The following is a 14,688-nucleotide window of genomic DNA, read 5'->3' on the forward strand; positions in this document are numbered from 1 at the left end:
TAATGTCAGGTTTGCTGACCGTATACCTGCGTTATAAAGATAAATATGGTAAACAGCCTAACGTTTTGTGATGGAAAATGGTTAGAATGATTAGTAAAATGGATAAATGACTAGGTTAATATTTTTAAAGAATATTGACTAACCCTAGAAAAATGGTAATATGTAAATGATAATGATAATCAATTACTATATGGCCATATTGTTTTGAGTCCTTGCGGAGTAGGAGATACGTTCTTTTTGCTGTAAGGATGTAAGGAGGCAGCATGAAGCTACGTTACTTATTTATTCTACTTATCATATTAGCAGTCACATCTGTATTTATCGGTGTAGAAGATCTGTCGCCGCTTGATCTCTTCGATTTAAGCAAACAAGAGGCGTCAACGCTGTTTGCAAGCCGTTTGCCGCGATTGATCAGCATTGTCATCGCGGGATTAAGCATGAGCATCTGCGGTTTGATTATGCAGCAGATCAGCAGAAACAAATTCGTGTCACCGACGACGGCGGGCACGATGGATTGGGCTCGGCTCGGCATTTTAATTTCCGTGCTGCTGTTTACATCGGCCAGTCCTTTAATCAAAATGCTGGTCGCGTTTGTCTTTGCCCTTGCAGGAAATTTTCTGTTTATGAAAATCCTTGAAAGAATCAAGTTTAACGACACCATCTTTATTCCGCTTGTCGGTTTAATGCTCGGGAATATCGTCAGTTCAATCGCGACATTTATCGCATATAAATATGACTTGATCCAGAATGTGTCATCATGGCTGCAGGGAGACTTCTCTTTAGTCGTGAAAGGAAGATACGAGCTTCTTTATCTGAGTATTCCGCTCGTCATCATTGCCTATGTGTATGCGGATAAATTCACATTGGCCGGTATGGGTGAAAGCTTTTCTGTCAACCTCGGCCTGAAGTACAAACGGGTTGTGAACATCGGGCTCATTATCGTGTCCCTGATCACGTCCCTTGTCATTTTGACTGTCGGTATGCTGCCGTTTCTCGGTTTAATCATCCCGAATATTGTATCGATTTACAGAGGAGACAATCTGAAGAGCAGCCTGCCGCATACTGCGCTGTTGGGAGCGGTGTTTGTGCTGTTTTGCGATATACTGGGCAGAATCATTATCTTCCCTTATGAAATCTCGATTGGCCTGATGGTCGGAATCATCGGCAGCGGCATTTTCCTGTTTATGCTGTTAAGGAGAAAAGCCTATGCGTAACCAGATGAAAATAGCTTTGCTCGTTGTTTTAGCCATTGTATGTATCGGCTTGTTTTTGTTTTATGACTTAGGCAATTGGGATTACACCCTGCCGAGACGAATCAAAAAAGTCGCTGCCATTGTGCTGACGGGGGGAGCGATTGCGTTTTCGACCATGATCTTTCAAACGATTACGAACAACCGCATCCTGACGCCGAGCATTTTGGGCCTTGATTCTCTCTACATGCTGATTCAGACTGGCATTATCTTTTTGTTCGGTTCTGCGAATATGGTCATCATGAATAAAAACATCAACTTTATCATCTCTGTTCTGCTGATGATACTGTTTTCTCTTGTTTTGTATCAGATCATGTTCAAGGGTGAGGGGAGAAATATCTTTTTCCTTCTGCTTATCGGAATCGTGTTTGGCACGCTGTTCAGCAGCCTGTCTTCTTTTATGCAGATGCTGATTGATCCGAACGAGTTCCAAGTTGTGCAGGACAAGATGTTTGCCAGCTTTAACAATATCAATACGGATTTGTTATGGCTCGCGTTCATCATCTTCCTGCTGACAGGCGTTTATGTCTGGCGTTTTACAAAATTTTTCGATGTGCTGTCGCTCGGACGCGAGCACGCCGTGAATTTGGGCATTGACTACGACAAAGTGGTGAAGCAGATGCTGATCGTGGTTGCGATTTTGGTTTCTGTTTCAACAGCGCTAGTCGGGCCGATTATGTTTTTAGGCCTTCTGGTCGTCAACCTGGCGAGAGAATTCCTGAAAACATATAAGCATTCATACTTAATCGCAGGCTCCGTTTTCATCAGCATCATTGCGCTGGTCGGAGGGCAGTTTGTGGTTGAGAAAGTGTTTACCTTCTCAACGACGCTGAGCGTCATTATTAATTTTGCCGGCGGGATTTATTTTATCTACTTGCTGTTAAAGGAGAATAAATCATGGTAGAGGTCAGAAATGTAAGCAAACAATATGGCGGGAAAGTTGTTCTTGAAGAGACGTCAGTCACGATTCAAAAGGGCAAAATCACCTCGTTTATCGGTCCTAACGGCGCCGGCAAAAGTACGCTGCTGTCTATCATGAGCCGCCTGATCAAAAAGGATTCCGGCGAGATTTACATAGACGGACAAGAGATTGGAGCATGTGACAGCAAAGAGCTTGCCAAGAAAATGAGCATTTTGAAGCAGGCGAACCAAATTAATATCAGGCTCACGATCAAAGACCTCGTCAGTTTTGGCAGGTTTCCGTACTCACAGGGCCGGCTGACAGAGGAAGACTGGGTTCATATTAACCAGGCGCTCAGCTATATGAAGCTGGAAGACATTCAAGACAAATACTTGGATCAGCTGAGCGGCGGACAGTGCCAAAGGGCATTTATCGCCATGGTCATTGCCCAGGACACAGATTATATTTTTCTGGATGAGCCGCTGAACAATCTGGATATGAAACACTCAGTTGAAATTATGAAACTGCTGAAACGGCTGGTAGAGGAGCTTGGAAAAACGATCGTCATCGTTATTCACGATATCAATTTTGCTTCAGTCTATTCTGACCATATCGTCGCTTTGAAAAACGGCCGAATCGTAAAAGAAGGACCACCTGAAGAAATGATAGAAACATCAGTGCTTGAGGAAATCTACGATATGACCATCCCGATTCAGACGATTGATAATCAAAGAATAGGTGTCTATTTTTCTTAATATATAGAAGAGGTGAAGAGCATGAAAAAGTTCGCATTACTATTCATCGCTTTGGTGACGGCAGTTGTGATTTCTGCATGCGGAAACCAAAGCACAAGCAGCAAAGGTTCTGATTCTAAGGAAGAACAAATCACGGTGAAACACCAGCTGGACAAAAACGGAACAAAAGTACCGAAGAGCCCTAAAAAAGTTGTCGTATTTGACTTTGGAAGCTTAGATACACTAGATAAACTTGGTCTTGATGATAAAGTAGCGGGACTGCCGAAACAAGCCCTTCCTAAATATCTGTCCAAATTCAAGGATGACAAATATGCTGACGTCGGAAGCTTAAAAGAGCCAGACTTCGAGAAAGTGGCAGATTTAGACCCTGACTTGATCATTATCTCAGGAAGACAATCTGAGTCTTACAAAGAATTCTCTGAAATTGCGCCGACAATTTACCTTGGCGTAGACACAGCGAAGTATATGGAATCATTTAAGTCTGACGCAGAAACAATCGGTAAGATCTTCGATAAAGAAGATGAAGTGAAGGATGAACTCGCAAAAATCGATCATTCAATCGCAGATGTAAAGAAAACGGCTGAAAAGCTTAACAAAAACGGTCTCGTCATCATGGCGAACGACGGGAAGATCAGCGCATTCGGTCCTAAATCAAGATACGGCCTGATCCATGACGTGTTCGGCGTGACACCGGCTGATAAAAACATCAAAGCGTCTACTCACGGACAAAGCGTTTCTTACGAGTACATTTCAAAAACAAACCCGGATTACCTGTTTGTCATTGACCGCGGTACAGCGATCGGTGAAACATCATCTACTAAACAAGTCGTTGAAAATGATTATGTGAAAAATGTAAACGCAGTGAAAAATGATCATGTCGTCTACCTTGATTCTGCTACTTGGTACTTATCAGGAGGCGGTCTTGAGTCTATGGCACAAATGATCAAAGAAGTGAAAGACGGTTTAGAAAAGTAAAACGAAAAAGAGCCTCCGCTAAATAGCGGGGCTCTTTTTTTGTTAATCAGCGTGCCGGCTGCTGTTCGGCAGGGCGCTGAGGTTTCTTTAATGTGAATGAGAGAAGGAAGCCGACAAGTGCAATGACGGCAGCCACTATAAAAGCGGCGTTCATGCCGTGCAGGGCGGCATGCTTCACATTTGTCGTGCCTGCATGTGCCGCCTGGTTGCTCATCACGGAAACCAATAGTGCGGTTCCGATCGAGCCGCCGACTTGGCGAATCGTGTTGTTCATCGCAGTTCCATGCGGAATCAAGTGGCGCGGCAGCGCGTTGATTCCAGCTGTTGTCACCGGCATCATGATCATGGCGGTGCCTAAGAGACGAACGGTGTATAAAACGACAATCCAAGCGAGTGACGTATGGTCAGTCAGCTGCATAAACGGCAGAGATGTCAGGAAGATGATGCAGAAACCGGCAATCGCCAGCCCTCTTCCGCCGACACGGTCAAAAATTCTGCCGATAATCGGCGACATAAAGCCCATCACAACGGCTCCCGGAAGGAGCATAAGCCCTGTATCAAAAGCTGTGACGTCTCTGACATTTTGTGTATAAAGCGGCAGGATGGTTTCCGTACCGATCAATAATGCAAAGACGAGGGTTCCCAGCAGTGTTGTTAAACTGAAAACGCCAAACGTGAAGACGCGGAATTCCAGCATCGGTTTTTCAAGCTTCATTTGTCTTGTGATAAACAAGAGCAGCGCGATGACACCCACCAGCAGTGAAATCAAGACGGTTGAACTGGACCAGCCATAAGAGCCGACGCTTGAGAAGCCGTACAGAAGGCCGCCGAACCCAAATGTTGAAAGGATGACTGATAAAATATCAATCTGTGTTTTTCTTAAAGTCGTCACGTTTTTCATCAGGATGCTGGCAAGAATCAAATCAATCACAGCAAACGGAAGAATAATATAAAACAATGATCTCCAAGAGAAAGCTTCGACAGCCCATCCGGAAAGAGTCGGTCCGATCGCAGGCGCGAATGAGATGACCAATCCGACCATACCCATAGCCTGGCCGCGCTTTTCAATCGGAAAGATTGTCAGGAATACAGTCTGCATGAGCGGCATCATAATGCCGGCTCCAGCCGCTTGAATGATACGCGCTGTCAGCAGAACCGGGAAGTTCGGCGCGAACGCTCCGACGACTGTTCCGGCAGTGAAAATGCTCATTGCTGTGATGAGCAGCGCCCGGCTTGTGAATTTCTCAATTAAAAACGCGGTAATCGGAATTAAAATCCCGTTGGTTAACATAAATGATGTGGTCAGCCATTGTGCTTGGTTGGCATCGACATTGAAATCCCTCATGATATGGGGAAGTGCGGTAATCAACAATGTCTGGTTCAAAATTGCCACAAACGCTCCGGCTAACAAAATGCCGACAATGACAGAACGGTTAAAAGGTTTTTGTTCAATACTTGTGTTCAATACATATCCCTTCTTTTCTCTAAGTAATTAACAGTGTTTTTAACATGGAAACGGGCTGTGTTAAAACACCGGTTTGTTCCAGATAGCCAATCAGTGATTTGAGTAAAAAAGCGCGGGGTTCTTCCTTCTTCGCTTCTTCCTCCAGCATAGCGGCTGCGGAAGTCAGTTCATCTACGTCATAGTCCGCGGCGGACAGGGAAGAGATGCCTTTATGTAATTCCTTCAGGCTTTCCGATAATAGGACTGATTTATCCTTTGGCTTGTAGGAGGATGCTGAATGAATATAAAGCTCGATGGCTTCGGGCGGAAGAAGAGACTGGCGGGTTTCCCTGTTTTTGATAATCTGATTGAGGGTGCTGATGATAAACTCTGCGATCGGGTCAAGCTCAAGCGGTTTTTCCTCGATTTTGATCAGCATTAAAAACTCACGCATCATGCCGTGAAGAATGATAACCAAATCCCACACAAACGGGAGAATGGTTTCTCCATACGCCTGGATCAGCGAATCGCGGTGCCAGCAGATAATCGTCGATCTGGTCTGATGGATATGCTGTTTGACCCGGTCATTGTGCAGCTTGGGGTTTCCGTAGGTCAGCATATTGAAAAACTGCTGATTCCGCCTGAAGCCCTCCAGTTCCATTTTGACCTTTTGCGTCAAACGCTCCTCCGGTGTAAGTGCGGTATTTTCCTGAAGTCTTGAGGCCGCGGCCACCATTTGCTTCTGGTTAAATGACAGCAGCTCCAAAAGCAGATCTTCTTTAGATTGAAACAGCTTATATATCGAAGCTTTTGACATCTTACATTCTTCTGCGATCGCCTGCATGGAAACCGACGTAAAATCCTTTTCCGAAAAAAGCTTTCGCGCGGCTAACAAGATATCTGTTTTTTTATCAAGCATCTCATGGCTTCCTTCTTTCTTGAACATTAGAAAACCCATTGGTTCACAGAAAACCAATGAGTAACAATGAAAAAATTTTACCAGATAAACAAAATAGAAGTCAATGGATTTTAACCGGGTAAATGAAAGGCCTGCCGGAAAATCCGACAGGCCGAATAAGAGCTTATTTTTCAACTTTAAATCCTTGTTTTTCAAGCATTTCACGGATGTGCGGATAGTACAGGCGCTCATAGTAGGAAGCGATGCTCTGTGACCAGTTTCTTGTTTCTTTTCCGTTTGTCCGTTTATTCATGTATTCAGACATCTGTTTGTCGTATGCCTGAATGTGAGACGTCAGCTCATCCTGATTCAAATAAGTTTCCTGATGATTGACAGCTTCCTGCGGCAAGCGCGGTTTTTTCGCTGAACGGTCGGCAGGATGCCCAATGACAAGGCCGGATAAAGGGAACACGTATTTTGGAAGCTCAAGCAGTTCGATCAGCTCTTGAGGGTTTCCGCGAACTGCACCGATCGGAACTGTGCCAAGTCCGAGTGACTCGGCCGCTGCTGTTGCTGTGCCGAGGGCAATACCAGCGTCTACTGCGCCGACAAGAACAGATTCCAATCCATTTGTGATTTCCATTTTGAAATCATGCAGATCTTCAAGCGCAATTTTGGCCCGGTTGAAATCTGCGCAGAACAGCAGGAAAACAGGAGCTTGATCAATCCATGGCTGGCCGCCTGCCAGCTCGGAGATTTTCTTTTTGCGCTCTTTATCCTGGACTGTGATCACAGTCACTTGCTGTCCGTTGATAGAAGAAGGGGCTGATTGCACCGCTTCAATGATTTGGTCCAATTGCTCCTGAGCTACAGGCTCATCTGTGTAGCTGCGAATCGAGCGGTGGTCTGTTAAAGATTTAATCACTTCATTCATATGAGACACCCTTCCTTTACTCGCTAAGCTCTGTGCGGACAACATCAAGAGGAGCGCTCAGCAGTTCTTTTCCTTTTGCGACAAACCCTTGGAAATGCGCAGTTTCGTTATGGAATTTCATTGCCGCTTCATCTTTCCATTTTTCAAGCATGACAAATGTATTTTCTTCGCCTACTTTTTCGAATAGGTCGTATTGCGCGTTGCCTTCCTCAGCTCTTGAATGCTGAACAAGTGATTGAGCCTCGCTCAAAAATTCCTCGCGTTTTTCTGGTTTTACTTTGATGTAAGCTTGTAATACGATCATTTAAATCTCCTCCGTTGTTATGCGAATTTATTGTTCGAATTTCATCGAACTAAATGTAACATGTATTCTAAATAAGGTAAAGGAAAAACCCTTATATAGTAAAATTGTCATTCTAATTGTTGTATGATACATTTGTGTCATGAACATTCCAAACCATCCAGAAACAGAAACATTGCAGCTGACAAAGGTTCTTCATGCACTTAGTGATCCGCTTCGTTTAGAGCTCGTCAAGCAATTAGCTGAAGCAAAAGAAAAAACGTGCAGCACCTGTGCAGATGTGCAGGTTGCCAAATCGACTTTGTCGCATCATTTTAAAGTTTTGAGAGAATCAGGCATCGCTCAAGTTCGGATAGAAGGAAAGCGCCGGTATTATTCGCTTCGCGCTGAAGACCTTGAAAAGGCATTTCCGGGCCTGCTTGAAGCCGTGCTGAATGTAGACCAGGACCGCTGGTGAATCAATCCCCTGTAACGGGGATTTTTTTATGTCCGTAAACCGCTTTGAAAAGCAGCTGCACACCCTCCTGAATATCTTCTTCCTTCAGCCGTGCAAAGCCGATAATGAGAGCGGGCCTGCCCGTTTGCCGCTTGTTTTCCTTCAAGTTAAATCGGCTCATTCCGAATATTTCAAGCTGCAGACCGGCAGCATGTGACAGGATGTCTTGTTCGGTGCGCCTGGTATCAAATTCGGTAACAAAATGCAGCCCCGCATTTGCTCCTTTTACGGTAACCTCTCCGCTGAACTCTGCTTCTAAAGCGGTGATCAGGCGTTCTCTCTTTTCTTTATAATGCTGCTTCATTTTTTTTATATGCTTCTGATATTCACCAGACTCAATAAATTCCTGCAGGGTGAGCTGTGTAAGTGATGAGCAAGTCTGCAGATCGTAGCCCCGCTGTTTGTATATCCTCAACAGCTCAGGCGGCAACACCATATAGCTGATCCGCAAGCCGGGGAGAAGGGACTTTGAAAAGGTTCCCATATAGATAACATTTTGAAAACGGTCGAGGCTTTGCAGCGCCGGAATACTGTCTACATCATATGTGAATTCACTATCATAATCGTCCTCAATGATATATCGGCGCGGCTCCTCGGCTGCCCAGTTCAGCAGCTGAATTCTTCTGGATACAGGCATAATCGTTCCGGACGGAAACTGATGCGACGGGGTGGTCACCAGCACATCTGGCTGCTGTCTGGTGATTTCAGCAATCGACATGCCCTTTTCATCCAGCATGATCGTCTTGACTTGTTTTCCGGCATTCTTCAAAAGCTGATACATGCGTCTGTAGCCAGGCTCCTCCATCGCATACACGGCTTCCTTGGGTAAAAGCTCAGTCAACAGCTGCATGAGCACCTGTGTGCCTGCCCCTATGATCATTTGTTCTGGCCTGCATTTTACACCCCTCGTCAGGGAAATGAGCCTGGTAATGGCCGCTCTCACTTCATATATCCCTTGCGGATGTGACATATCGCCGAGCGTGCGGTATGAGCGGGAGGCCGCTTTTTGCTCGCAGCGGAACCAGCTTTTGATCGGAAAATGGTCTGTATCGGAACTCATGTGTGAAAACGATATCCAATCACTCTGGTCGATGTGAATCTCTTTTAGATCATCCGGCAGTGCAAATGGAGGGTGCTCCTCGGCGGAAAACATGTCTAGTTCCTCCACGAAGAAACCCTTTCGTTCAATGGCGTACAAATACCCTTCAGCCAGCAGCTGCTGATAGGCTGAATTCACTGAATTTACGCTGACCTTGAGATTTTCAGCCAGCTCCCGCTTGGAGGGAACCTTCGAGTGAGGCAGCAGATTGCGGCTGAGGATTTCTTTTTTCAGCTTTTGATAAATTTGCTGATAGATATAATCGGCTTGCTCTGAACGATCGAGTGTAATTGTGATATCCATTTTGTAGTTTCTCCTTCTGATACCATCAAAAAGTTATAATTGGTACTTTTCATCATACCAAAGAGAAGTCAGAATGATAAGAAAATACCGACAGGGGGATATTCACATGAGTCAAACAACAGTAAGCATCACAACTGCACAATGGCAGCAAAAACGGGATCAATTTGTGTCAAAAGGTGTGAGCAACGGCAACCGCAGTCTGGCGGTCAAAGGAGAAGGGGCCGAGCTGTACGATCTGGACGGCCGGAGATTTATTGATTTTGCAGGCGCTATCGGCACGTTAAATGTCGGACACTCGCATCCGAAGGTGGTTGAGGCTGTGAAGCGGCAGGCGGAGGAGCTGATTCATCCTGGTTTTAATGTCATGATGTACCCGACTTATATCGAATTAGCAGAAAAACTGTGCGGCATCGCGCCGGGCAGCCATGAGAAAAAAGCGATTTTTCTTAACTCAGGGGCGGAAGCGGTCGAAAACGCCGTGAAAATCGCCAGAAAGTATACAAAGCGTCAAGGCGTTGTCTCATTTACGCGCGGGTTTCATGGACGCACGAATATGACGATGAGCATGACAAGCAAGGTAAAACCTTATAAATTCGGTTTCGGGCCTTTTGCGCCAGAGGTTTATCAAGCGCCGTTCCCTTATTATTATCAGAAGCCGGCCGGCATGAATGATGAAAGCTATGACGACATGATGATCCAAGCGTTCAATGATTTCTTTATCGCTTCAGTGGCGCCTGAAACGGTGGCGTGTGTCGTGATGGAGCCAGTGCAGGGAGAAGGCGGGTTTATTATTCCTTCGAAACGGTTCGTACAGCACGTCGCTTCATTCTGCAAAGAACACGGCATTGTTTTTGTTGCTGATGAAATCCAAACCGGCTTTGCCAGAACTGGCACTTATTTCGCAATTGAGCACTTTGATGTAGTGCCCGATCTGATCACGGTTTCTAAATCGCTTGCGGCAGGCCTGCCATTAAGCGGTGTGATTGGGCGTGCGGAAATGCTTGATGCGGCAGCGCCAGGGGAGCTGGGCGGCACGTATGCAGGCAGCCCGCTCGGCTGCGCGGCGGCTTTGGCAGTCTTGGATATTATCGAAGAAGAAGGACTGAATGAGCGATCTGAAGAAATTGGCAAAATCATTGAAGACAAGGCGTATGAGTGGAAACAAGAATTCCCGTTCATCGGTGACATCCGCAGACTCGGGGCGATGGCCGCAATCGAAATCGTCAAGGATCCTGACACGCGTGAGCCTGATAAGGCAAAAGCAGCAGCGATCGCGGCCTATGCTAATCAAAACGGATTACTTTTGCTGACAGCGGGAATTAACGGTAATATCATCCGCTTTTTGACACCGCTCGTCATCTCAGACAGCCTATTAAATGAAGGGCTCAGCATCTTGGAGGCGGGCCTGCGAGCTTAATCATTGGAAAGAAAACGGCTGGGTCTGCTATCATTTTAAGTAATCATGAAAAGAAAGGAATGTTCAATATGCCAGATCAATTAACGGTCTACAACCCGGCTACGGGCGAGGAGATCAAAACGATTCCTCAGCAATCAGCCAAAGAAGTAGAAGAAGCCATTGAACGTTCACATCAAGCGTTTAAAACGTGGTCTAAAACATCAGCGAACGAAAGAGCGTCTCTTTTGAAAAAATGGTATGAGCTGATTGTTGAACATAAAGAAGAACTTGCAGATTTAATTACAAAGGAAAACGGAAAACCATACAAGGAAGCAGTTGGCGAAGTGCTTTACGGCGCAGGCTATATCGAATGGTTCGCAGAGGAAGCGAAGCGTGTGTACGGAAGAACGGTCCCGGCCCCGACAACGGGTAAACGAATTGTTGTCACACGCCAGCCGGTCGGCCCCGTTGCTGCTATCACGCCCTGGAATTTCCCGAATGCGATGATTACACGCAAAGCGGCGCCTGCTCTTGCCGCTGGCTGTACATTTATCATCAAGCCGGCGCCGGACACACCGCTGTCTGCTTATGAACTAGCGCGCCTCGCATATGAAGCGGGCATTCCGAAGGATGTTCTTCAGGTTGTAATCGGCGATGGAGAAGAAATCGGAAATGTGTTCACAAGCAGTCCGAAAATCCGCAAAATCACGTTCACAGGCTCAACACCTGTAGGGAAAATCCTTATGAAAAACAGCGCGGACACCGTGAAGCACGTCTCAATGGAACTCGGCGGACACGCCCCGCTGATCGTAGATGAAGATGCAGACATTGACCTTGCTGTTGAACAGGCGATGGCGTCCAAATACCGAAACGCCGGCCAAACCTGCGTATGTGCCAACCGCCTGATCGTTCATGAATCCATTAAAGATGAATTTGCTGCGAAAATGAGCGAGCAAGTGTCTAAGCTGAAAGTCGGAAATGGACTTGAGGAAGGCGTCAATGTCGGACCGATCATCAACAAACGAGGCTTCGAAAAAATCGTCAGCCAAATAGATGATGCGGTTGAAAAAGGCGCGAAAGTGATTGCTGGGGGCACATATGACCGAAACGATGACAAAGGGTGCTACTTTGTGAATCCGACAGTGCTCACCGATGTCGATACGTCCATGAACATCATGCATGAGGAAACATTCGGCCCGGTCGCCCCGATCGTCACGTTTTCTGATATTGATGAAGCGATTCAGCTTGCCAACGATACACCGTATGGCTTGGCTGCTTACTTCTTCACAGAAAACTACCGCCGCGGCATCTATATTTCCGAGAATCTAGAGTATGGCATTATCGGCTGGAATGACGGCGGACCGTCAGCGGTTCAAGCGCCATTCGGCGGAATGAAAGAAAGCGGCATTGGCCGTGAAGGCGGTTCAGAAGGTATCGAGCCGTACCTTGAAACAAAATATTTGTCCATCGGTTTATAAAGAATGCACGCTCCTGAGAGCTGCCGGATTTTCCGGCAGCTCTTTTTGTGTTCCGGCGAATAATCACAACAATTCCAGCCAAAATAACAGCAAATACATTTTGAAAGAAGGTTCCCCAACAATGGATTTATTATTGGCTCTTCTCCCGGCTTTGTTTTGGGGGAGCATTGTTCTCTTCAATGTGAAATTAGGCGGCGGGCCGTACAGCCAGACACTGGGAACGACGATCGGGGCACTCATTGTTTCTATCGTTATTTACTTTTTTGTTCAGCCCGTTCTGTCACTTCGCATTTTTATTGTTGGAATCGTATCCGGCTTATTTTGGTCACTTGGACAGGCCAACCAGCTGAAAAGCATTCAATTGATGGGCGTGTCGAAAACAATGCCGATTTCCACAGGAATGCAGCTCGTTTCCACCTCGCTTTTCGGTGTGATCGTGTTCCGCGAATGGTCAACACCGATTGCGATTACGCTTGGCGTTCTCGCTTTGATCTTTATCATTGTGGGAATCATTCTCACGTCCTTGGAAGATAAGAATGATAAAAAAGAGGGCGAGCCAAGCAATTTGAAAAAGGGCATTTTGATTCTCCTTGTTTCGACTCTTGGTTATTTGGTTTATGTAGTCGTGGCTAGATTATTCAATGTGTCCGGCTGGTCCGCGCTGCTGCCACAGGCAATTGGCATGGTGGTCGGGGGGTTAGTTTTAACCTATAGACACAAACCCTTTAACAAGTATGCGATCAGAAATATTCTCCCAGGGTTAATCTGGGCAGGCGGAAATATGTTTTTGTTTATTTCTCAGCCGCGAGTCGGCGTTGCAACAAGCTTTTCCCTTTCACAAATGGGAATTGTCATTTCTACGCTCGGCGGTATTTTCATCCTGCGTGAAAAGAAAACGAAACGCCAGCTTATAGCAATTGCGATCGGAATTATCCTGATTATTGCCGCCGCTGTATTCTTGGGAATCGCCAAAACAAATTCATAACAAATGGAGGAAGATGTATATGTATCCGGATTTAAAAGGAAAAGTCGTCGCTATTACAGGAGCTGCTTCAGGGCTCGGAAAGGCAATGGCCATTCGCTTCGGCAAGGAGCAGGCAAAAGTGGTTATCAACTATTATAGTAATAAACAAGATCCGAACGAGGTAAAAGAAGAGGTCATCAAGGCGGGCGGTGAAGCTGTTGTCGTCCAAGGAGATGTCACGAAAGAGGAAGATGTAAAAAATATCGTGCAAACGGCAATTAAAGAGTTCGGCACACTTGATATTATGATTAATAATGCTGGTCTTGAAAATCCTGTGCCATCTCACGAAATGCCGCTCAAGGATTGGGATAAAGTCATCGGCACGAACTTAACGGGTGCCTTTTTAGGAAGCCGTGAAGCGATTAAATATTTCGTAGAAAACAATATCAAGGGAAATGTCATTAACATGTCCAGTGTGCACGAAGTGATTCCTTGGCCGTTATTTGTCCACTATGCGGCAAGTAAAGGCGGGATAAAGCTGATGACAGAAACATTAGCGTTGGAATACGCGCCGAAGGGCATTCGCGTGAACAATATCGGGCCAGGTGCGATCAATACGCCAATCAATGCTGAAAAATTCGCTGACCCTAAACAGAAAGCAGATGTAGAAAGCATGATCCCGATGGGATATATCGGCGAACCGGAGGAGATCGCCGCAGTGGCAGCCTGGCTTGCTTCGAAGGAAGCCAGCTACGTCACAGGCATCACGTTATTCGCGGACGGCGGCATGACACAATATCCTTCATTCCAGGCAGGACGCGGTTAAATAAAAAAGCGACCCAGACATGACATCTGGATCGCTTTCTTTATTAGGCGGGCTTTTTCTTAACAAGCGCTGCTACAGATAAAATAATGGCAGCCGCAGACAGCACAATCGCTGTAATGTCTAGAGCTGAAGAACCTGGGTTTTCGGAATCGTCTTTTGTTTTCGTGGCGCCGTGCTCATCTGTCACTTGTTTTGCAGACGTGATGTTTGTAATGGAATGAGGTGTATCGGCATCCTCGTCACCTGTCCACTCAACAATGCTGCCGTCTTTGTAATATTGGTATGCGTCCCAAGCAGCTTCCTCCGCTTTGTCAGGGTTTTTGGCAACAAAGGTAAACTGCTGGAACTGTCCTTCCTGAATGCCTCCGTCAGTCGCCTCCCATGTCACGGACACTGATTTGTCATCATGTTTTTGAGTGGAAACCTTCCAGCCCGGAATTGGCTCATATTGCTGGAATTCAACATCCTTCGGCATTTTGAGGACAACCTTCGTTGTCGGCAGATTCTTCTCAGAAGGAACCTTCATTGTATACGTTTCCCAAGAGCCTGCAGCAGACTCAGCCGGTTTTACAGAAACATGCGCGCTGGCAGGGGCCGTAAAGAATAAGAGGGAGCCGACAATAGCCGGACATAGTGTCAATGCGATTTTTTTCAACAACGTAAACACT

At 46.1% G+C, this 14,688-nt stretch carries 15 protein-coding genes; 9 read left to right on the forward strand and 6 right to left on the reverse strand.

Going from position 1 to position 14,688, the window contains the following annotated elements; all coding sequences use genetic code 11:
• Nucleotides 1-263: 263 nt before the first annotated feature.
• The 4 genes from yclN to yclQ are packed head-to-tail and all read left to right on the forward strand — an operon-like array spanning nt 264 to nt 3,881.
• The gene (yclN, locus tag M1D65_RS02125) at nt 264-1,214 is read left to right on the forward strand and encodes a petrobactin ABC transporter permease YclN (protein WP_456270752.1); all 951 of its coding nucleotides are present in this window, start codon (nt 264-266) and stop codon (nt 1,212-1,214) included.
• Complete coding sequence (gene yclO, locus M1D65_RS02130; protein WP_014475805.1) at nt 1,207-2,154, forward strand: petrobactin ABC transporter permease YclO; 948 nt, start codon at nt 1,207-1,209, stop codon at nt 2,152-2,154. The genes yclN and yclO overlap by 8 nt, the downstream gene beginning before the upstream one ends.
• A complete protein-coding gene (yclP, locus tag M1D65_RS02135) occupies nt 2,148-2,906 on the forward strand; it encodes a petrobactin ABC transporter ATP-binding protein YclP (protein ID WP_014475806.1) in 759 nt (252 codons plus the stop codon). Before yclO ends, yclP begins: the two co-directional genes overlap by 7 nt.
• Nucleotides 2,907-2,927: 21 nt before the next feature.
• Nucleotides 2,928-3,881: a petrobactin ABC transporter substrate-binding protein YclQ gene (gene yclQ, locus M1D65_RS02140; RefSeq protein WP_014478834.1), complete on the forward strand. Its 954-nt coding sequence runs from the start codon at nt 2,928-2,930 to the stop codon at nt 3,879-3,881.
• A gap of 46 nt (nt 3,882-3,927) precedes the next feature.
• On the opposite strand, the gene M1D65_RS02145 is transcribed toward yclQ, so the two are convergent.
• From M1D65_RS02145 to M1D65_RS02160, 4 genes are all read right to left on the reverse strand, one after another.
• The gene (locus tag M1D65_RS02145; protein ID WP_014478836.1) at nt 3,928-5,346 is read right to left on the reverse strand and encodes an MDR family MFS transporter; all 1,419 of its coding nucleotides are present in this window, start codon (nt 5,344-5,346) and stop codon (nt 3,928-3,930) included.
• Nucleotides 5,347-5,365: 19 nt separating this feature from the next.
• Nucleotides 5,366-6,244: a TetR/AcrR family transcriptional regulator gene (locus tag M1D65_RS02150; protein WP_003246592.1), complete on the reverse strand. Its 879-nt coding sequence runs from the start codon at nt 6,242-6,244 to the stop codon at nt 5,366-5,368.
• A 163-nt stretch (nt 6,245-6,407) separates the two neighbouring features.
• A complete protein-coding gene (nfsA, locus tag M1D65_RS02155) occupies nt 6,408-7,157 on the reverse strand; it encodes an oxygen-insensitive NADPH nitroreductase (protein WP_032726528.1) in 750 nt (249 codons plus the stop codon).
• 16 nt (nt 7,158-7,173) lie between these two features.
• Nucleotides 7,174-7,461, reverse strand: coding sequence for a putative quinol monooxygenase (locus M1D65_RS02160; RefSeq protein ID WP_003234477.1), 288 nt, complete (start codon nt 7,459-7,461; stop codon nt 7,174-7,176).
• A gap of 139 nt (nt 7,462-7,600) precedes the next feature.
• Here M1D65_RS02160 and M1D65_RS02165 point away from each other — a divergent pair, with 139 nt between their 5' ends.
• Nucleotides 7,601-7,915 (forward strand): ArsR/SmtB family transcription factor, encoded by a 315-nt coding sequence (locus tag M1D65_RS02165; RefSeq protein WP_003234476.1) that lies wholly within the window; start codon nt 7,601-7,603, stop codon nt 7,913-7,915.
• A gap of 1 nt (nt 7,916) precedes the next feature.
• Here M1D65_RS02165 and gabR read toward each other — a convergent pair whose 3' ends face one another.
• A complete protein-coding gene (gene gabR, locus M1D65_RS02170; protein ID WP_049141370.1) occupies nt 7,917-9,356 on the reverse strand; it encodes a MocR-like transcriptional regulator GabR in 1,440 nt (479 codons plus the stop codon).
• Between the two features lie 106 nt (nt 9,357-9,462).
• On the opposite strand from gabR, the gene gabT reads away from it, so the two are divergent.
• From gabT to gdh, 4 genes are all read left to right on the forward strand, one after another.
• Nucleotides 9,463-10,773 carry a 4-aminobutyrate--2-oxoglutarate transaminase gene (gene gabT / locus M1D65_RS02175; protein ID WP_038828440.1) on the forward strand — a complete coding sequence of 437 codons (1,311 nt, stop codon included), beginning with the start codon at nt 9,463-9,465 and terminating at the stop codon, nt 10,771-10,773.
• Between the two features lie 68 nt (nt 10,774-10,841).
• Nucleotides 10,842-12,230, forward strand: a complete 1,389-nt coding sequence (gene gabD, locus M1D65_RS02180; RefSeq protein ID WP_456270753.1) for a succinate-semialdehyde dehydrogenase — start codon at nt 10,842-10,844, stop codon at nt 12,228-12,230.
• A 121-nt stretch (nt 12,231-12,351) separates the two neighbouring features.
• Nucleotides 12,352-13,215, forward strand: coding sequence for a glucose uptake protein GlcU (glcU, locus tag M1D65_RS02185; protein ID WP_003234455.1), 864 nt, complete (start codon nt 12,352-12,354; stop codon nt 13,213-13,215).
• A 19-nt stretch (nt 13,216-13,234) separates the two neighbouring features.
• The gene (gene gdh, locus M1D65_RS02190; protein WP_032726518.1) at nt 13,235-14,020 is read left to right on the forward strand and encodes a glucose 1-dehydrogenase; all 786 of its coding nucleotides are present in this window, start codon (nt 13,235-13,237) and stop codon (nt 14,018-14,020) included.
• Between the two features lie 43 nt (nt 14,021-14,063).
• Here gdh and M1D65_RS02195 read toward each other — a convergent pair whose 3' ends face one another.
• A complete protein-coding gene (locus M1D65_RS02195; RefSeq protein WP_064671944.1) occupies nt 14,064-14,678 on the reverse strand; it encodes a YcnI family copper-binding membrane protein in 615 nt (204 codons plus the stop codon).
• Nucleotides 14,679-14,688 lie beyond the last annotated feature (10 nt).

The organism is Bacillus sp. JZ39 (assembly GCF_053903145.1).

What these genes read in the sequence shown, in the direction of transcription:
- gdh (WP_032726518.1), top strand. Translation starts at nt 13,235, where the DNA reads ATGTATCCGGATTTAAAAGGAAAAGTCGTCGCTATTACAGGAGCTGCT.
- M1D65_RS02160 (WP_003234477.1), bottom strand. Translation starts at nt 7,461, where the DNA reads ATGATCGTATTACAAGCTTACATCAAAGTAAAACCAGAAAAACGCGAG.
- M1D65_RS02150 (WP_003246592.1), bottom strand. Translation starts at nt 6,244, where the DNA reads ATGCTTGATAAAAAAACAGATATCTTGTTAGCCGCGCGAAAGCTTTTT.
- gabD (WP_456270753.1), top strand. Translation starts at nt 10,842, where the DNA reads ATGCCAGATCAATTAACGGTCTACAACCCGGCTACGGGCGAGGAGATC.
- glcU (WP_003234455.1), top strand. Translation starts at nt 12,352, where the DNA reads ATGGATTTATTATTGGCTCTTCTCCCGGCTTTGTTTTGGGGGAGCATT.
- yclQ (WP_014478834.1), top strand. Translation starts at nt 2,928, where the DNA reads ATGAAAAAGTTCGCATTACTATTCATCGCTTTGGTGACGGCAGTTGTG.
- yclN (WP_456270752.1), top strand. Translation starts at nt 264, where the DNA reads ATGAAGCTACGTTACTTATTTATTCTACTTATCATATTAGCAGTCACA.
- yclP (WP_014475806.1), top strand. Translation starts at nt 2,148, where the DNA reads ATGGTAGAGGTCAGAAATGTAAGCAAACAATATGGCGGGAAAGTTGTT.
- gabT (WP_038828440.1), top strand. Translation starts at nt 9,463, where the DNA reads ATGAGTCAAACAACAGTAAGCATCACAACTGCACAATGGCAGCAAAAA.
- nfsA (WP_032726528.1), bottom strand. Translation starts at nt 7,157, where the DNA reads ATGAATGAAGTGATTAAATCTTTAACAGACCACCGCTCGATTCGCAGC.
- gabR (WP_049141370.1), bottom strand. Translation starts at nt 9,356, where the DNA reads ATGGATATCACAATTACACTCGATCGTTCAGAGCAAGCCGATTATATC.
- M1D65_RS02165 (WP_003234476.1), top strand. Translation starts at nt 7,601, where the DNA reads ATGAACATTCCAAACCATCCAGAAACAGAAACATTGCAGCTGACAAAG.
- yclO (WP_014475805.1), top strand. Translation starts at nt 1,207, where the DNA reads ATGCGTAACCAGATGAAAATAGCTTTGCTCGTTGTTTTAGCCATTGTA.